The organism is Klebsiella sp. CN_Kp091, from assembly GCF_040065095.1.
Classification (GTDB): domain Bacteria; phylum Pseudomonadota; class Gammaproteobacteria; order Enterobacterales; family Enterobacteriaceae; genus Klebsiella; species Klebsiella aerogenes.
In genome coordinates this window covers 16,282-35,723 of record NZ_JBEAIO010000013.1, presented here as the reverse complement: position 1 = coordinate 35,723, position 19,442 = coordinate 16,282, and the positions used below count along the sequence as shown (strand labels likewise).

The 19,442-nt window shown below is 45.9% G+C and carries 15 protein-coding genes; 13 read left to right on the top strand and 2 right to left on the bottom strand.

Annotated features, from left to right (window positions below):
• Nucleotides 1-127: 127 nt before the first annotated feature.
• Nucleotides 128-187, top strand: coding sequence for a type I toxin-antitoxin system Ibs family toxin (locus ABLV17_RS12300; RefSeq protein ID WP_113373696.1), 60 nt, complete (start codon nt 128-130; stop codon nt 185-187).
• Between the two features lie 102 nt (nt 188-289).
• On the opposite strand, the gene yegD is transcribed toward ABLV17_RS12300, so the two are convergent.
• On the bottom strand, nt 290-1,642 hold the full coding sequence (gene yegD, locus ABLV17_RS12295; protein ID WP_087860657.1) for a molecular chaperone: 1,353 nt from the start codon (nt 1,640-1,642) through the stop codon (nt 290-292).
• 136 nt (nt 1,643-1,778) lie between these two features.
• Here yegD and alkA point away from each other — a divergent pair, with 136 nt between their 5' ends.
• The 4 genes from alkA (at nt 1,779) to asmA (ending at nt 5,930) form a co-directional block, all read left to right on the top strand.
• On the top strand, nt 1,779-2,627 hold the full coding sequence (gene alkA, locus ABLV17_RS12290; protein WP_271031452.1) for a DNA-3-methyladenine glycosylase 2: 849 nt from the start codon (nt 1,779-1,781) through the stop codon (nt 2,625-2,627).
• A gap of 114 nt (nt 2,628-2,741) precedes the next feature.
• Nucleotides 2,742-3,383, top strand: coding sequence for a uridine kinase (udk, locus tag ABLV17_RS12285; RefSeq protein ID WP_271031453.1), 642 nt, complete (start codon nt 2,742-2,744; stop codon nt 3,381-3,383).
• 90 nt (nt 3,384-3,473) lie between these two features.
• Complete coding sequence (gene dcd, locus ABLV17_RS12280; protein WP_015365790.1) at nt 3,474-4,055, top strand: dCTP deaminase; 582 nt, start codon at nt 3,474-3,476, stop codon at nt 4,053-4,055.
• Between the two features lie 27 nt (nt 4,056-4,082).
• The gene (gene asmA, locus ABLV17_RS12275; RefSeq protein WP_271031454.1) at nt 4,083-5,930 is read left to right on the top strand and encodes an outer membrane assembly protein AsmA; all 1,848 of its coding nucleotides are present in this window, start codon (nt 4,083-4,085) and stop codon (nt 5,928-5,930) included.
• Nucleotides 5,931-5,978: 48 nt separating this feature from the next.
• On the opposite strand, the gene ABLV17_RS12270 is transcribed toward asmA, so the two are convergent.
• Nucleotides 5,979-7,565, bottom strand: a complete 1,587-nt coding sequence (locus ABLV17_RS12270) for a TerC family protein (RefSeq protein WP_271031455.1) — start codon at nt 7,563-7,565, stop codon at nt 5,979-5,981.
• 854 nt (nt 7,566-8,419) lie between these two features.
• On the opposite strand from ABLV17_RS12270, the gene galF reads away from it, so the two are divergent.
• The 8 genes from galF (at nt 8,420) to ABLV17_RS12230 (ending at nt 19,415) form a co-directional block, all read left to right on the top strand.
• On the top strand, nt 8,420-9,310 hold the full coding sequence (galF, locus tag ABLV17_RS12265; protein ID WP_015706060.1) for a UTP--glucose-1-phosphate uridylyltransferase GalF: 891 nt from the start codon (nt 8,420-8,422) through the stop codon (nt 9,308-9,310).
• Nucleotides 9,311-9,758: 448 nt separating this feature from the next.
• Nucleotides 9,759-10,388 carry a phosphatase PAP2 family protein gene (locus ABLV17_RS12260; protein ID WP_113373489.1) on the top strand — a complete coding sequence of 210 codons (630 nt, stop codon included), beginning with the start codon at nt 9,759-9,761 and terminating at the stop codon, nt 10,386-10,388.
• A 919-nt stretch (nt 10,389-11,307) separates the two neighbouring features.
• Complete coding sequence (locus tag ABLV17_RS12255) at nt 11,308-12,747, top strand: capsule assembly Wzi family protein (RefSeq protein WP_213794949.1); 1,440 nt, start codon at nt 11,308-11,310, stop codon at nt 12,745-12,747.
• A gap of 112 nt (nt 12,748-12,859) precedes the next feature.
• Nucleotides 12,860-13,996, top strand: coding sequence for a polysaccharide export protein (locus ABLV17_RS12250; protein ID WP_042895953.1), 1,137 nt, complete (start codon nt 12,860-12,862; stop codon nt 13,994-13,996).
• Between the two features lie 2 nt (nt 13,997-13,998).
• A complete protein-coding gene (locus ABLV17_RS12245) occupies nt 13,999-14,433 on the top strand; it encodes a protein-tyrosine-phosphatase (RefSeq protein WP_042895957.1) in 435 nt (144 codons plus the stop codon).
• A 16-nt stretch (nt 14,434-14,449) separates the two neighbouring features.
• A complete protein-coding gene (locus ABLV17_RS12240) occupies nt 14,450-16,612 on the top strand; it encodes a polysaccharide biosynthesis tyrosine autokinase (RefSeq protein ID WP_042895960.1) in 2,163 nt (720 codons plus the stop codon).
• Nucleotides 16,613-16,679: 67 nt separating this feature from the next.
• Nucleotides 16,680-18,107, top strand: a complete 1,428-nt coding sequence (gene wbaP, locus ABLV17_RS12235; RefSeq protein WP_213794948.1) for an undecaprenyl-phosphate galactose phosphotransferase WbaP — start codon at nt 16,680-16,682, stop codon at nt 18,105-18,107.
• Nucleotides 18,108-18,152: 45 nt separating this feature from the next.
• On the top strand, nt 18,153-19,415 hold the full coding sequence (locus ABLV17_RS12230) for a hypothetical protein (protein WP_087860446.1): 1,263 nt from the start codon (nt 18,153-18,155) through the stop codon (nt 19,413-19,415).
• Nucleotides 19,416-19,442 lie beyond the last annotated feature (27 nt).

Sequence of the window (19,442 nt, the reverse complement as noted above, 5' to 3'; positions counted from 1 at the left end):
AGGATCGCAAAGCCGAACGCTGAAAAGAAATGTGTCAGACGCGGCATGGTAACGTCAGCTTGATTTAGCGGAGGCTAAATACAGGAAAGCCCCTCCTGAGGGAGGGGCCTTAAATAAGGAAAGGGTTATGATGAATCTGGTCATCATACTGATAGTGCTGTTACTGATAAGTTTCCCGACTTACTAACAGTGTATCAGGGGGAGGAGAAATCCTCCCTTACCCTTCATCCTGCAAATTAGGACGAAAAAGCGGCAAAGTCAACTCAGGTTACCGAATGGCGCTCGCGTTTCAGGCGAAAACCACCTGCGCCCAGCGGGCAAGCCCGGCGGTAACGGAACCAAAATCATCGCCGCCGGCGATCGGTATCCCCGGCAGCTGCGCGGCCAGCGCCTTCTTAATTAACGGCGATCGTGCGCTACCGCCGGTGAGATAGATAACGTCCGGGGTTTCTTGACTGCTTTCCAGCGCTAACTTTACCTGCTCCATAATGCGAGCCAGCGGTTGATTGAGCGCCTCTTCCAGCCCCTGCTGGCTGATAGCGGTTGCCAGCTCATCGCTGATAAACGGCAGTTCGGCGTTGAAATCCGGCTGAGCGGAAAGGGCGATTTTGCTCTCTTCCGCGCTGCGCACCAGGCGATAGCTCAGACGCTGTCGCCAGACTTTAAGCAGCAGTGCGACCTTGTCGGCATCACGAGCGTCGCGCAGCAGGTCATTAAGCATACGACCGTTGGCGGCGCTGTAAAAATCGCTCTGCGCCGGGACGTCGTTAATCGCCACCGCATTCCACCAGGGCAGTACAGGCAGCGCGATGCCTTTTTCCGTTTCGCCGCCCATGCCGAGTAACGGCATCAGGCATTTGAAGGCCAGGGCGATATCGAGATCGTTACCGCCGATACGGCAGCCGCTGTGGCCGAGCAGGCTATCCTGACGTTCGGCTTTCTGCCGCCACTGTGGCCCCATCAACAGCAGCGAGCAGTCGGTGGTACCGCCGCCGATATCGACGACCAGCACGCGTTTTTCGTCGTCGAGCGTGGCTTCAAAATCTAACCCCGCTGCAACGGGTTCAAACTGAAACACGACATCGTTGAAGCCAGCGCGTTTCGCTGCCCGCTCAAGGATTCCTTGGGCTTGCGCGTTAGCGTCATCGCCGCCAAGACCCTGAAAGTTAATCGGTCGACCAATGACCGCCTGGGTAATCTGCTCGCTAAGCTGAGACTGCGCCTGCTGTTTAATATGCAGCATCATCGCGCAGACCAGATCTTCAAATAAAGCGACCTGCTGGGGTTTAAGACCATTAGCGCCAAGAAACGACTTTGGCGACTTAACGAAGTAGACCTCTTCCGGATCGTCAACGTATTGATGCAGAGAGGCGAGTCCGAACTGAACGCTGTTGCTGAGGACTTCGATATCTTCATCACGGTTATAATTAATGGCGCGTCGTAGCAGCGCCTGGTTTTCCGCGCCGTCGGCCGGGACATTGTGATGGCGGTAAAGCCATTCGCTGACCGCTTCGCGCGTCGGGGCGCAAAGCATCGACGGCAGCAATGGGCTACCGTTTTCCAGCGTTAAAAGCCGTGGGCTGCCACCCTGCATAACGGCGACCGAACAGTTGGCGGTACCATAGTCAAAACCAATAAACATAACCGGAAAAATCCCCATGCCAGTGAAGAAGGGGGGCGACTTTAGCGGATTGCCGCCATGCCGACAACTGGAATTTAAAAGCAAGGCGCATCTGGCGCAGAGCATCTATGCTTGTTGCGATTAATAAGGAGAGTGCATGACATTATTACCCTGGCAACCCCCCTATGACTGGCGATGGATGTTCGCGTTTCTTAGCGCGCGTGCGGTGGCGGGAATTGAAACCTTCCATGAAGATGAATATACCCGCAGCTTTAGTATCGATGGACATCGTGGATTGATCTCGGTTAAAGCGGATGAATGCGGCCAGGGTTTCCGGGTGACGCTCTCTCGCGGACTATTACCGGTAGCAGACCAGTGTCTGGCGCGCGTAACGCAACTGTTGGATTTGGCCTGCGACCCGCAGGAGGTTTCGCAAACCTTAGGCAAACTGGCGCAGCCGCGACCAGGACTTCGCTTGCCGGGGGCGCTGGATGCGTTCGAACAGGCGGTGCGTGCGGTGCTCGGTCAACTGGTGAGTGTAGCGATGGCAGCGAAGCTGACGGCAAAAGTGGCCGCGGTCTATGGAGAAGCGTTAAGTGAAGCGCCAGGCTATGTTGTCTTCCCTGAGCCACAGAAACTAGCGCAAGCCGACCCTTTGGCGCTCAAGGCGTTGGGGATGCCGCTTCGCCGCGCGGAAGCGTTAATTCACCTCGGCAAAGCGGCATTGAGCGGAGAATTGCCGTTGACGGCGCCTGCTGATATGGCAACCGGCATGAAACAATTGCAGAGCCTGCCTGGCATTGGTCGTTGGACGGCAAATTACTACGCGCTGCGCGGTTGGCAGGCAAAAGATATTTTTCTGCCCGATGACTATCTGATTAAACAGCGTTTTCCTGGAATGACGCCTGCGCGTATTGCCCGCTATGCCAGCCGCTGGCAGCCCTGGCGCTCCTATGCTTTATTGCATATCTGGTATACCGAAGGCTGGACACCGGACGAGGAATAGGCGTACAGGGCGCATATCACTGGTATCGCCGCCCTGAAATCCCTATAATTGCCGCGTTTGACGGTCAACCGTCACCCTCCATCTACATCCAGGTTAATCAGGTCGCAAAAATTTATGACTGATACGTCTCATCAGTGCGTCATTATAGGCATCGCCGGCGCATCGGCTTCGGGCAAAAGCCTTATCGCCAGCACACTTTATCGTGAATTACGTGAACAAGTTGGCGATGAGCATATTGGCGTTATTCCAGAAGACAGCTATTACAAAGATCAAAGCCATCTGTCGATGGAAGAGCGTGTAAAAACCAACTATGACCATCCGAGCTCGATGGACCATAGCTTGCTGTTCCAGCATTTGCAGACGCTGAAAAGCGGCCAGCCAATTGAATTACCCGTGTATAGCTACGTTGAACATACGCGTATGCCGGAAACTATTCATATTCAACCGAAGAAAGTGATCATTCTCGAAGGGATCCTGCTGTTGACGGATGCCAGACTGCGCAATGAATTAAACTTCTCTATTTTCGTCGATACCCCGCTGGATATCTGTCTGATGCGCCGCATCAAGCGTGATGTTAACGAGCGTGGCCGTTCCATGGACTCGGTGATGGCGCAGTATCAGAAGACGGTGCGGCCAATGTTCCTGCAATTTATTGAACCTTCCAAGCAATATGCTGACATTATTGTCCCGCGCGGCGGTAAAAACCGTATTGCCATCGATATTCTGAAGGCCAAAATCAGTCAGTTCTTTGAATAACACGTACTAATTGTGTAACGTGCAAAGAGAATCCCAATTGCCCTTATTCCCGGAAAGCGTAAGGGCTAGATGCCTTAAAGGAGAAAGCTCATGCGTCTGTGTGACCGAGATATAGAAGCCTGGTTGGATGAAGGGCGCCTGGCAATCAGCCCACGTCCGCCGGTGGATCGAATTAACGGTGCGACCGTTGACGTTCGCTTAGGCAATAAATTCCGTACTTTCCGCGGTCATACGGCGCCATTTATTGACCTGAGCGGCCCGAAGGCGGAAGTGAGCGCGGCGCTGGACCGGGTCATGAGCGAAGAGATCGTATTGCCGGAAGGCGAGGCTTTCTATCTTCATCCTGGAGAATTAGCGCTGGCAGTGACTTATGAGTCTGTAACGCTTCCGGCAGACCTCGTCGGCTGGCTTGATGGCCGTTCGTCGCTGGCGCGTCTCGGACTCATGGTTCACGTCACTGCGCACCGTATTGATCCTGGCTGGTCTGGCTGCATCGTGCTGGAATTCTATAATTCCGGCAAGCTGCCATTGGCGTTGCGCCCGGGAATGCCCATCGGCGCGCTAAGCTTCGAGCCGCTTTCGGGCCCGGCGGCGCGGCCATATAACCGCCGTGAAGATGCCAAATATCGCGACCAGCAGGGCGCGGTAGCGAGTCGAATCGACAAGGATTGATAAAGTTAGCGGCTTATCGAGGATGCCATGAGACGAATTCTGACCACGCTGATGATCTTGTTGACCGTCATTGTCGCGGGGCTCGCTGCGCTGGTGCTGCTGGTCAACCCTAATGACTTCCGCAACTATATGGTGCAGGAAGTGGCGGAGCGTAGCGGCTATCAACTGAAGCTTGATGGGCCGCTGCGTTGGCATGTTTGGCCGCAGCTGAGTATTCTCTCCGGCCGTATGGCGCTGACGGCGCCAGGCGCTTCCGAACCGGTGGTGCGTGCCGATAACATGCGGCTGGATGTTGCGCTGATGCCGCTACTTTCTCACCAACTGCAGGTGAAGCAGGTGATGTTGAAAGGCGCGGTCATTCAGCTTACCGCCAAAACGGAAGCGGTGCGAAACCAGAACGCGCCGGTGGTGCCGCATGACAATACGTTGCCGCAGGCGCCGCAAGATCGCGGATGGTCATACGATGTCCGTAAACTGCAGGTAGCCGATAGTGTCCTGTTCTTCCAGCATGAAAATGGCGAACAGGTCACCGTGCGCGATATACGCTTACAAATGGAGCAGGATGACAACCATCTGGCGACGGTTGATTTCTCTGGCAGGGTCAATCGCGATCAACGTGACTTAGCGTTGTCGTTTACAGCCCAGGTCCAGGGCGGCGATTATCCTCACTCTCTGAAAGCGGATTTTTCGCAGCTCAACTGGCAGGTACGTGGTGCGGAGTTGCCGCCGGACGGCCTGAGCGGGCAAGGAAGTTTGCAAGCCAGCTGGATTGAAGAGGCGAAAAAACTCAATTTCGACAATCTCAATCTCACTGCTAATGGCAGCGCAATTACCGGTAGCGGTAGCGTTGTGCTGGGGGATAAACCTGACTGGCTGCTAAATCTGAAGGCAACCACTCTGAATCTGGATAGTTTGCTTGCGCAAAGCGCGGCGGCTAATGAAGGCAATGCCGATCAGCGTGGACAAAGCCAGCCGAGACAGTTGCGCCCTGTGATTGCCGATAGCGATATCCAGCAGGATTATCATAGTCTGCTTGGCTTTAACGGCCAGCTGGCGATTTCGGCGGACCAGGTGCAGTGGCGTGGTATGCGATTCAGCCAGGTGAAGAGTGATATCACTAACCAGCAGGGGCTGCTGACGGTGAAACAACTGCAGGGTAGTCTGGGGGAAGGGCGTCTCTCGTTACCTGGGGTGCTGGATGTAAGAGGCAACACTGCGCATGCTGCTTTCCAACCGCAACTGGATAATGTAGAAATCGGTACCATCTTGCAGGCGTTTAACTACCCGATTAGCCTGACGGGGAAATTATCCCTGAATGGGGATTTCTCCGGGCCGCGCATTGATGCAGATGACTTCCGTCGCAACTGGCGTGGACAGGCGCAGCTGCAAATGAAGGATACGCGTACCGAAGGGCTCAACTTCCAGCAGCTAGTACAGCAGGCTGTAGCGAGGAGCACCAATGTTCAGGCGCAGGAAAACTTCGATAACGCAACTCAGCTTGACGCACTAAGCAGTGATTTAACCCTGAACAATGGCCAGATAACGCTTAACGACTTGCAGGGACAGTCGGCAATGATGGCGTTGAATGGACAAGGCAATCTGAATCTGCTCGCAGAGGATTGCGACATGCATTTCAACGTGCGGGTGTTAGGTGGCTGGAAAGGCGAAAGCAAGCTTATTGATCGCCTCAAGCAGACGGCAATTCCGCTGCGCATTTATGGTAAGTGGCAGTCGTTAAGCTATAGCCTGCAGGTAGATCAGATCCTGCGCAAGCAGTTGCAGGATGAAGCGAGACAGCGTTTGAATGAGTGGGCGGAACGCAATAGTAATAGCCAGAACGGCAAAGACGTGAAGAAACTACTCGATAAGCTGTAATCATCAGCCGCCGCGAGTTGCTCGCGGCGGCTGAGCCCTCAACTTCATTCACACTTCATAATCTAATTCATCTTCTACTTCAACCGGCGGGATAATCTGTACTTTCTGCACCCTATGGCTTTCAACTTCCAGTGTACGCAGGGTATAACCGCCGATTTTCACTTCCTCGCCAGCGGCAGGAATATGCTGCAAATACTCCATCAGTAGCCCGGCAATCGTGTGGTACTCGCGCTTATCATCCAACGGCAGCGGAACGTACTGCACCAGATCTTCCAGCGGCATATGGCCGTTAGCAGTCCAACTACCATCGGCGTTTTTGTGAATATCATGACGAGCATCGATCTCTTCCACTTCATTAGGCAGATTACCCGCAATGGTTTCCATAACATCGCTGATGGTTACAAGCCCTTCAACGGAGCCAAATTCGTCGACCACAAAAGCAAAGTGCGTCCGTGCCAGGCGGAACTGCTCCAGCGCCGGGAGCAACAGCAGGGTCTCCGGGAAAATAAGTGGTTGGCGCAGCAAAATGTGTAAATCGAGCGGCTCATTTCGTAACGACTGCTGTAGCAAGTCGATAACATGAACAACTCCTAAAAGATCTTCATTGTCGTTGCCGCCGGTGACGACAATTCGGGTATGCTGGTTTTTCTCCAGCAGTGCGCGAACTTCCTCTTCGGGCGCACTTAAGTCGATGTGCTCGATATCATGACGTGAAGTCATAATGCTGCTGACGGTGCGTTGATTCAGATTCAGGACGCGCTCAATCATTAAGCGTTCCTGCGGATTAAACAGCGGGTTTTCTCCCTGGTCGGCGACCATGGTTGCCGTCTCAGCATCAAGCTCAGCGTTCTCTTTACGCCCGCTTAGTAGATTCATCACCGCCTCAGTCGTCCGCTGCCGCATGGTGAGGTTGGCTGTGAGGAAGCGTCGGCGATTGAAGATGGCTAACTGGTTGAACGATTCGATCATTACCGAGAAACCGATGGCGGCATACAGATAGCCTTTCGGGATTGGGAAGCCAAATCCTTCGGCAATCAGGCTAAAACCGATCATCAGCAAAAAGCTCAGGCACAGAATGACGATCGTGGGGTGGCTGTTGACAAAGCGAGTGAGAGCTTTGCTGGCCATTAGCATCAGCGTAATGGCAATGATGACCGCAGCCATCATCACCGCCAGGTGATCAACCATACCCACTGCGGTAATGACCGAATCCAGCGAGAAAATGGCATCAAGCACGACTATTTGCGTCACCACGCCCCAGAACTTCGCGCCTTTACGCTGGGTGGGGTTATTGCTGTCTTTTCCTTCCAGCCGCTCGTTAAGCTCTACGGTGGCTTTAAACAACAGGAACAACCCGCCGAATAACATAATTAAATCACGGGCGCTGAAGCTTAAGTCATGCCAGTTGAAGAGCGGTGTGGTGAGGGTGACTAACCAGGAAATTGACGCCAGCAGAACCAGACGCATCACCATTGCCAACAACAGACCGGTAACGCGTGCACGATCGCGCTGAGCAGGGGGGAGCTTTTCGGCAAGGATCGCAATAAATACCAGGTTATCTATTCCCAGAACCAGTTCGATAACCACAAGCGTAATGAGACCAGCCCAGATTGAGGGATCGGCAATCCATTCCATAATCACTAAGAACCTTTACAACCTAATCGAATCATCTACCGATCATGGATAAGCGCCAAGTAAAATGCAACGTTTTATCGTAGCAATGGGCAGTGGGTTGGGATACAAACGAAAGTTATAACGTAATAAACGATGGTTAAATATCGGGCGTTTAAGATCTATCTGGGCTGTTTCGGAATTAATTAGAAATCCATGCAATTACTGTGCGGTAATAGCAAGGATAAGGAAGAGTTATTAACTACGGGCAATGCCAAAATATTGCCGTATTTTTCACCAAAATGGTATTAAGGGGAATATTCCTACTGAATTCCGTAGCTTGTCAGGACTCGGGTTTAATAAGACCCTTAAGATGGCTCATTGTTGCATAAAAGCAGCAGTATCAGCGATGGTCAACGGGTTAATCCGCGGGTAAGAAGGTTAGTCAGAGAAGCTTTTGTCCAAAGTTTAGACGATTTTACTGATTACTATCGGCAAATTGCTATTTCGCGTGGGATTTGACTTTTCCTGAAGTGGCTCATCACTGTCATTTTTAAGAATGATGGTGTTAAATCCGCAAAGACAGTAGCTTATCATCAGGAGAGTTTGTCAATTATTATTGTTAAATAACAATGTATTAAACGTTGTTTTTGCTCTATTTCCTCAAGCGGCGATTGGCCAGGACAAAAGTGTGAGAATTTTCTTAAAGCTACCTGTCAGCTAGCATTTTTTGCGTGTATTCTTGGACTAAGAGAGTAATTTAGGATTTTGGTTAAAGTCGTGCACGGTACGATGCTGTACCATCACAAACAAATGCCAGTGACATCAACGTTCTGACAAAAATTCGAAAGTTTATAACCATATAGGTGGATGAAATAATGGTGAGTTTGAAAGCAATTATTCCGGTAGCAGGGTTAGGGATGCATATGTTGCCTGCGACCAAAGCGATACCGAAAGAGATGCTGCCGATCGTTGATAAGCCGATGGTTCAGTATATCGTCGATGAGATTGTCGCCGCCGGAATCAAAGAAATTGTGCTGGTCACCCATTCATCTAAGAATGCTGTAGAAAACCATTTCGATACCTCTTATGAGCTGGAAGCGCTGCTGGAGCAACGTGTTAAGCGCCAACTATTAGCCGAAGTGCAGGCGATTTGTCCGCCAGGTGTAACAATAATGAACGTTCGACAAGGTCAGCAACTGGGCCTGGGTCACTCTATCCTCTGTGCGCGTCCGGCGGTTGGCAATAATCCATTTGTTGTGGTGTTACCGGATATCATTCTTGATGGCGCAAGCGCGGATCCACTGCGTTATAACCTCGCGGCAATGGTAGCGCGGTTTAATGAAACCGGGCGCAGCCAGGTTCTGGCCAAACGTATGCCAGGCGATCTCTCCGAGTATTCCGTCATTCAAACCAAAGATGGCTTGAAAGTGGAAGGGGAGATTGGCCGTATTGTTGAATTTATTGAAAAACCAGACGAACCGCAAACGCTCGACTCCGACCTGATGGCCGTTGGCCGTTATGTACTATCCGCTGATATCTGGGAAGAACTTGAGCGTACTGAACCTGGCGCATGGGGTCGTATTCAACTGACGGACGCTATTGCTGCCCTGGCGAAGAAACAGTCTGTCGATGCCATGTTGATGACCGGCGAGAGCTACGATTGCGGCAAAAAAATGGGTTACATGCAGGCGTTTGTAAGCTACGGCTTACGTAACCATAAAGAAGGAACCAAATTCCGCGAGAGCATCAAAAAGCTGCTGGCGTGAAACTAAACGGTTAATACGAGCGAGAGCTGGCGTGCAGGTGACATCACAATGTTGAGAGCCACGCCAGCATTATAAGATCCAACTGAAATGAAACCGAGATTCTTATTTATTCGGTTCATTAATTGCAATGAAGAATTTTCATCTCAGTTGAATCTTATTGAGTACGTAGATGTAACGGCTTATCGGTGATTGTCGCGCGTGGGGCTGTCATTTGGTCAGATGAGTCAAAAAATTGCTTAACTGATAGTTGTTTAGTGCGCTCTTTCTTAAACAAGCGCACTGCAGCACAGTTAGAGATGCGAAATAAAACTTGACTGAGATCATGTTTAGCCATTAAACAACGGTGATGTATGCATATAAACGTGATGTTAATGGATGAATATGCCCATAAGGAATTCATGGATAAGGTACAGGGAAAAGGGATGTATCGTCAGAGGATGAAGCGTAAATGAACTGGCAATTTGTCTCTTTTTTTGGCGATAGTACCGTGTTACTGCCCAGCGCGGTGGTGCTGTTCGCGGTGCTGGTACTTCGTAAAACATCCCGGACGCTGGCCTGGCAATGGGCGTTGCTATTTGGGATTACGGGAACTGTCGTGTGCATTTCAAAGCTGGCTTTTATGGGCTGGGGAATTGGCATACGTGAAATCGATTTTACTGGTTTCAGCGGACATACCGCGCTCTCTACCGCATTTTGGCCAATACTCATATGGCTGTTAACTTCCCGTGCTTCATCATCCCTTCGCGGGGGGGCCGTACTTTTGGGCTTTGTTCTTGCGGGCATTGTTGGTTATTCCCGTTTGATGATTCATGCACATTCGGTATCTGAAGTAGTGAGTGGATTTATCCTGGGCGCTTGCGGAAGTTTGACTTTTCTGCTGTTGCAATGGCGTACGCCGGCCTCACGCTCTGCGCAGATTTCATGGATGGGGGCGTTGAGCGTGGTCATCATCCCGCTCATATTATTAAACACTGGGGTTAAAGCGCCGACGCAGTCGTTGTTAGGCGAGGTTGCAACCATGATCGGACCATTTGAGAAGCCATTCACCAGAGCCGATCTACATAAGCATATATATTAATCATACTGGTTCGATAAGTTTACAAATTAACTGCTGTAGTGATTAGTATGATAAATAGCTTGTCCATCGATAACAGGGGATTTTAGAATCGTGACTTTCATAATGGTGAAACATAATAATGGTAACAGACTATCTGAAAGCACGGTTCAGCATGTTATTACGAGTAAGATGATTCTTAAATGAAAAGAGAATAACGGAAATCAGAGTTGTCGTTCTGGAACCCAAAAAAGAAGTGGGTAATGATAGCTATCATATTTTGTAGTTGACTACTGCATGGTTATTTTTTTTCTTAAACAAAGGTTTTATTTTTATCCCTTTAAAATCATGTGGTTACAAGGCGTTGCGCTTTGAGTGGTAATAATCTGGCCGGTTGCTGAGAGATTCCATTAAATAATCTTATTAACAGATGAATCCTTGCCGGTAAAAATGAAAAATATCGCTTTATCCGCTTTGTAGGGTTGAATTTATACTCCCAATTAAGAGAAGAATCTCGTAAACTCGAGGCGGTAAAAAATAATTGCTGTGGTTAATTCACCAACAGTCAATGTAAAGAAAATTGCTGGGTTAGAAGTACAGTGCGTTGGTAGCTGTTAAGCCAAGGGCGGTAGCGTATCCTGACACTCACGGTACCCAGCGTTTTGAATACTCATCCTACGCTTAGCGACGTTGTCAGACTTCTGATCATGTGCACATTATTGAGGCCATGAAAGTAGCCTTAGCAACCAATATCGCTTACATTATGAATGCGTTAAGTTCACATCCGTTTGCAGCAAACCGCTCGTGCTTGAGGAGTTGTCCATCGAGGCAATGGATCGCTGTTGTAAAAAAAGGCTTGTCGAACTCATAAGCTCCTGATTCTTAAAAATCCCCATTGCCGTACCCACCTGGTGGGAAGGGACTCGTAAATGGAACTTGAACAATGATAAAAATTGCTCGTATCGCACTTGCTTTGGGTCTGGTTGCATCAGTTAGCTCGCAGGTATATGCAGCAGGATTGGTGCAAAATGATAATGAACTTCGCAACGACCTGGCATGGTTATCCGATCGCGGAGTCATTCATCTAAGTCTCTCCACCTGGCCGCTCAGCCAGGAAGAAATTACCCGAGCGCTGAAAAAAGCAAAACCTTCATATTCCTCTGAACAAGTTGTCCTTGCGCGCATCAATCAACGTCTTTCTAATTTGAAGGCGGATTTTCGCGTAAGCGGCTATACGTCGACTGACCAACCAGGAACACCGCAGGGATTTGGCCAAAGTCAACCAGCGGATAACTCCTTGTCTCTTGCCTTCAACAACAGCGGTGAGTGGTGGGATGTACATCTACAGGGGAATGTCGAAGGCGGGGAGCGAATTAGCAATGGATCACGTTTTAATGCCAACGGCGCTTATGGCGCAGTCAAGTTCTGGAACCAGTGGTTATCATTCGGGCAGGTGCCTCAGTGGTGGGGCCCTGGTTATGAAGGTAGCCTGATTCGTGGCGATGCGGCCAGACCGATGACCGGTTTTTTAATGCAACGTGCTGAGCAAGCTGCTCCTGAGACATGGTGGCTGCGCTGGATTGGTCCGTGGCAGTATCAGATTTCCGCTAGTCAGATGAATCAATATACGGCCGTGCCTCACGCTAAGATCCTCGGTGGTCGTCTTACTTTCTCACCTTTCCAATCACTTGAGCTTGGCGCTTCACGTATAATGCAGTGGGGGGGAGAAGGGCGACCTGAATCCTTTAGCAGTTTTTGGGATGGATTTACGGGCAAAGACAACTCCTCAGCCAACGATCCAAATGAACCGGGCAACCAACTTGCCGGCTTTGATTTTAAGTTTAAGCTCGAACCTACACTGGGCTGGCCGGTGAGTTTCTATGGCCAAATGATTGGCGAAGATGAGTCAGGATTCTTACCTTCCGCGAATATGTATCTTGGTGGTATTGAAGGCCACCACGGCTGGGGTAAAGATGCGATTAACTGGTATGTAGAAGCGCATGATACCCGTACGAATATGAGTCGCACCAATTACAGTTATACCCATCACATCTATAAAGATGGTTATTATCAGCAAGGCTATCCACTTGGTGACGCGATGGGGGGAGATGGCCAGTTGTTTGCAGGCAAAGTTGAGTTGGTGACTGAAGATAATCAGCGCTGGAGCTCTCGTCTTGTTTACGCGAAGGTCAATCCAAAGGATCAGTCAATTAATAAAGCGTTCCCGCATTCAGACACATTAAAAGGAATTCAGTTAGGCTGGAGTGGAGATGTTTATAGGTCTGTTCGGTTAAGTACTAATCTTTGGTACACCAATGCCGATAATAGTGATAGCGACGATGTAGGTGCTAGTGCGGGTATAGAGATTCCATTTAGTTTATAAGCAAGCAATTGGTAGCGGCATGGTGTTAAGTAATTGATAATTCCACTAAAACCATATCGCTATGTCAGTTGTGCAAAAGTGGCCATTTTTGATTTACTGATGATGTGACATTATGAAGAAAAAAATTATTAGGTTTTCCGCTTTAGCGTTGGCAATAGGGTTTCTATCCGGTTGTACGATACTACCAGGTCAGGGGTTGAATAGCCTTCGAAAGAACGTGGTAGAGTTACCAGACAGTGATTATGATCTGGATAAGTTGGTAAATGTTTATCCAATGACTCCAGGTTTAGTTGATCAGTTGCGTCCGGCGCCTGTTATCGCGCGTTCAAACCCACAACTCGATACGCTATTAAAAAGTTATGAATATCGTATTGGCGTGGGTGATGTACTAATGGTGACAGTATGGGATCATCCCGAATTGACAACCCCGGCAGGTCAATATCGAAGCGCAAGCGACACGGGTAACTGGGTCAACGCTGATGGAAGCATTTTTTATCCTTATATAGGGAAAGTCCAGGTTGCAGGAAAAACATTAAGCCAAGTACGCCAGGACATATCATCTCGCTTGACAACGTATATCGAAAGCCCACAAGTTGACATCAGTATCGCAGCATTTCGTTCACAAAAGGCGTACGTAACGGGTGAAGTTTTAAAGTCAGGGCAACAGCCGATCACTAATATTCCATTAACAGTAATGGATGCGATTAATGCTGCAGGAGGACTTGCTCCAGATGCTGATTGGCGTAATGTCGTATTAACCCATAATGGTAAAGATACAAAAATATCACTATATGCACTGATGCAAAAAGGTGACTTGACACAAAACTATTTACTATATCCTGGTGATATCTTGTTTGTGCCAAGAAATGATGATTTGAAAGTGTTTGTCATGGGCGAAGTTGGAAAGCAGAGCACCATGAAAATGGATCGTAGTGGTATGACCTTAGCTGAAGCAATCGGGAATGCTGAGGGGATGTCTCAGGCATTAAGTGATGCAACAGGTGTATTTGTTATTCGTCAATTGAAAGGTGATAAAGAAGGCAAGATCGCCAATATATATCAACTTAATGCTCAAGATGCGTCGGCAATGGTTCTCGGTACTGAATTCCAACTTCAACCATATGATATTGTCTATGTTACAACCGCTCCGCTTGTTCGCTGGAACCGTGTAATATCTCAATTGGTACCAACCATTTCTGGTGTGCATGACATAACCGAAACTACTCGTTATATCAAAACATGGCCATAAATATGTTTGACTCAATTCTCGTAATTTGTACCGGTAACATATGTCGTTCACCAATTGCTGAACGGATACTGCGTAACGCTCTGCCAGATAAGCAAGTTGACTCTGCTGGTGTCGGAGCGTTAGTTGATAAACCTGCAGATGCTTCGGCTATAAGGATCGCTGAAAAGTATGGGGTTTCTTTAGAAGGCCATTTGGGTACTCAATTTACCAGTTCATTAGGAAGAAAGTATCAGTTAATACTAGTGATGGAACAACAACATATAGAACAAATAAGTAATATTGCGCCTGAAGCCAGAGGAAAAACCATGCTCCTTGGTCATTGGCTTGGAGGGCGCGAGGTTCCTGATCCTTACAGAAAAAGTGACGAAGCTTTTGAATCCGTCTATCGATTAATTGAAAAAGCCTGCGCGCTTTGGGTTGAAAAACTTACAAGATAAAATCAGGATATTTTGCATGACTTTGAAACTTAACGGTAAAACGCCCACTGCCGAAGGTGATGAAATTGATTTGGGTCGGTTGATAGGCGAATTAATAGACTATCGCAAGCTAATTATTGCGGTAACAGCAATATTCACCTTGTTAGCTCTTCTCTACGCATTACTTGCCACTCCAATCTATCAAGCAAATGCTTTGATTCAAGTTGAGCAAAGGCAAGGAAATGCAATTTTGAACAGCTTGAGTCAGATGTTGCCTGATAGTCAACCACAATCAGCACCGGAAATGGCTTTGCTGCAATCACGAATGATTTTAGGAAAGACAGTTGATGATCTAAACCTACAGTCAAGAGTTGAACAGGATTATTTTCCGGTTATAGGTAGCGGTTTAGCACGCCTATTAGGGGAAAAACCTGGCAAAATTGAGATAGCACATCTTATTCTGCCATCCGTGGAAGAGTCAGGTAATGAATTAACATTACAAGTTAAAGATCAACAACACTTTATAGTTGAGTCTGAGACCTTTCATTACGAGGGTAAGGTAGGAGTTCCTCTAGAAAATAAAGATATATCACTGTTAGTGACTGGTATTGAGGCTAAACCTGATACTAATTTCACTATTACATACTTGTCCAGGTTACAGGCTATTAATAGTTTATTAGATTCGTTTAGTGTTGAGGACCAAGGGAAAAATACAGGAATTCTGAACCTAACACTTACCGGGACGGATAAAGAATTAGTATCAACTATCCTGGATAGCATAAGTCAGAATTATTTAGCCCAAAACGTTGAACGTCAAGCTGCGCAGGATGCAAAAAGTCTGGATTTTCTAAATCAACAACTCCCGAAAGTACGTGGTGAGTTAGATGTCGCAGAAGATAAGTTAAACGATTATCGTCGGCAAAAAGATTCTGTAGACTTGACAATGGAAGCTAAGTCAGTTCTGGATCAGATTGTTAACGTTGATAATCAATTAAACCAACTTACATTCCGCGAAGCGGAAATCTCTCAGCTTTATACGCATGAACATCCGACGTATAAGGCCTTAATGGAGAAAAGACAAACACTACAACAAGAGAAAGCAAAACTTAATAAACGTGTAAATACGATGCCTTCAACGCAACAAGAAGTATTACGTTTAAGTCGTGACGTTGAATCAGGCCGTGCAGTATATCTACAATTACTTAATCGACAGCAAGAGCTGAATATCGCAAAATCGAGTGCAATAGGTAATGTCAGAATAATTGACAATGCCATTACTCAACCTAAACAAGTTAAGCCTAAAAAATTAATTGTTGTTATACTTGGAGTAGTGATTGGCCTCTTTGCTTCGATGGGCATTATATTACTGAGAGTATTTTTACGTCGTGGTATAGAGTCTCCAGAACAATTAGAAGAGGTTGGCATAAACGTTTATGCAAGTGTGCCGATCTCTGAAACGTTAAAAGAGAAAAACAGGAAAACTGGTGTTCGTAGTAAGCAAGAAACCAGAACGTTACTGGCAACTGAAAATCCTGCAGATTTAGCCATAGAAGCAATTCGAGGTTTACGCACAAGCTTGCATTTTGCAATGATGGAGGCTAAGAACAATATTCTTATGATTTCCGGTGCGAGTCCAAATGCAGGGAAAACATTTATTGGCAGTAACTTGGCAGCAATTATTTCGCAAACTGGCCAGAAGGTTTTGTTTATTGATGCCGATATGCGTAAAGGATATGTTCATAAATTATTTAATTCATCGCAAACAAAGGGCTTATCAGATTACCTGTCTGGGAAAAATGACATAGAATCTCTGATTTGCAAGGTTCCAGGCGAAGAATTCAACTATATCGGACGTGGTGAAGTGCCTCCAAATCCGGCCGAGTTATTAATGCATCCTCGATTGGAGCACTTGCTGGAAGAAGTATCAAAAAAATATGATCTTGTGATTGTCGATACTCCGCCGATATTGGCTGTGACTGATGCCGCTATAATCGGACATTATGTTGGAACAACTTTACTTGTTACTCGATTTGAAGAAGATTCAGTGAAAGAGGTTACAGTTAGTGTTAAGCGCTTCGAGCAGGCGGGTATTAATGTCAAAGGTTGTATTCTGAATGGCATAGTCAGAAAAGCTAGTAGCTATTATGGTTATGGCTATAACCACTATGGATATTCATATTCAGAACAAAAAAATAAATAATCAAACTGGCCCTGTTCCCACAGGGCCCTATAACTCATATCATAAATGATGAGTATATGAGGGAATTATGACGTATTTCATGAGGAATATTGTTTCTAGTGTATCGCTAGCATTATCCGATTTTATTAGTTTTATTATCTCATTATATATATCACTAGCTGTATTATCTTTTGTACTGACTGATTTCGATGTTAGAGTACCAACAAGAGAATTAGAAAGTTGGCTGTATTTACACTGGTTATTAGGTCTGTGTTGTGTCGTATGGTATGGAATACGTTTACGACACTATTTTTACAGAAAAACCTTTTGGTTTGAACTTAAAGAAATCCTCAGAACATTACTCATTTTTGCAATAATTGAATTAGCAGTAATGGCGTTTGCGAAATGGTATTTCTCGAGATATGTATGGCTTCTTACCTGGATGATTACAGCTATCGCAGTACCGTTTGCGAGAATTGGTACAAAATGGTTAATGGATCGCTTGGGCTTCTGGCAACGCGAAACATGGATTATTGGTTGTGGAAAAAATGCGAAAGATGCATATTTAGCAATCAATAGTGAACATAACCTGGGTTTGAAAGTTGTCGGTTTCTTATCAATCGAGAATAAACCAGAACTAGACAAAAAAATTTATGGTATCCCAGTAGAGTATCATAATGAAGAATGGCTAACGTCAATTAATAAGAAAATGCAATTTATTGTGGCTGTTGAATCTGATCAAGGGGATATTCGTAATTATTGGCTAAGACAATTGATGATAAAGGGATATAGATATGTATCAGTGATCCCGACATTACGAGGTGTGCCCCTGGATAGCACCGATATGTCATTTATTTTCAGCCATGAAGTAATGATATTTCGCGTGCAACATAACCTTGCAAAATGGTCGTCTAGATTTATTAAAAGAACATTTGATATATTGGCATCAATTGGAATAATTGTGCTGCTTTCGCCCCTATTATTGTATATATCATTAAAGGTAAAAAAAGATGGTGGTCCTGCGATATATGGGCATGAACGCGTTGGTAAAAATGGAAAAGCTTTTAAATGTCTAAAGTTTCGTTCAATGGTTATTAATTCAAAAGAAGTTTTAGAACAGGTGCTGCAATCTGATCCAGAAGCCAGAAAGGAATGGGACGCAACATTTAAATTAAAAAATGATCCTCGTATAACACCGATTGGCCAATTTTTACGTCGAACTAGTCTGGATGAATTGCCACAGTTATTTAATGTGTTAAAGGGAGAGATGAGCTTAGTGGGACCGCGACCAATTATTACTGCTGAGCTTGAGCGCTATAATGAAGAGGTAGATTATTATTTATTAAGTAAACCTGGTATGACAGGATTATGGCAAGTAAGTGGTCGTAGTGATATTGATTATGATACAAGAGTATATCTTGATGCATGGTATGTAAAAAACTGGTCTATGTGGAATGATTTAGCGATACTATTTAAAACGGTCGGTGTTGTGCTAAAAAAAGATGGTGCATATTAAAAGACTGCTCTTGTAAAAAAATATTATATAATTAAAGGTGGAAATATGGATATATGGGGTGGTATATGGATTGTTTTAGCTATTGTATTCTTCCCATTTGGCTATAAACCGCTTCTTTTATTACTTGTTCTGTCATCAATATTTCAGGCGAGTTCAGCATTTGCATTCGGGCCATTGAATATGCCATTGGCCCCATTTATCGAAATACTTTTTATATTAAGACTGTTTTTACCACTTGGAGGAAAAGGCTTTGTAAGTTTCAGAAACAAAACAGTTTTGATGTCATTTTTATTAATAGGTATTGTTTGGGGTTATACATTTTTGGCCGCAAATCTTTTCTCGGGCATCCGTGTATATTCATCATTGCAATCTTTTGAACTTAACTTTATCACTCATGGTGTGCCATTACGGTGGAGTGGCGCGAATATTAACCAATTAATTATTCTATCACTTCATATATTAACGCTAGGTTTTGTCTATTATAGAAGAAATGAAATAGACAGAGCGTATTTTATGAAGTGTATAGTCTTTACATTAGTTGTGTTTATCTCTTTCTGCTTGATATGGAAATTCACCCCTGGAATATATAGCGTAATTTCCCCGTTGATATTTAATAATACATCTTATTCAATTACCGCGATTTATGAAGCTCGTGCGGCTGGAACATTTTCTGAACCATCTTTAGCAGGGTTATATATAGGTTCGCTAGCTGTACCACTTCTGTGTACTAAGAACTGGGTATATAAACTCATTGGAATATGTACACTTGGAATATTTTTATTGAACTTATCAACAACTGGACTCTTTACAATATTAATTTCTATACCTGTGATATTTATAATTATGGTGAGGAAGACGATACGTAACTATATGTATATCTCATTCCTCTCTATGATATTAGCAGTTGGAGCAATGCCAATTTCTGAGATATTATCTAGCTATGCTGCACAAAAATCAGCAAGTGATTCAGGTCTAATGCGTGGTGCTGCCAATAGTAACGCGATAGAAAATATCATTAACTCATATGGGTTCGGTATTGGTGTAGGAAGTGAGAGGGCTTCATCCTTAATTATCGCATTAATAAATAACTTGGGGTTTGTTATTTTATTTATTTTTATATACCACATATATAAAATGATTAAAACTGACAAAGATATCACAAGTAATATCGCTATTGTTTTATTTTTTGTGGCACTAATTGGTTCCTTCGCCGGGAATCCAGAATATACATTGGCATTTATGTGGGTGTTTTTATATGCCGGTATATCACGAGGTGGCGTATTACAGAGTAAAGAACAATTAGTGTGATAACAATTGTGTAGAAAATTGAACTAA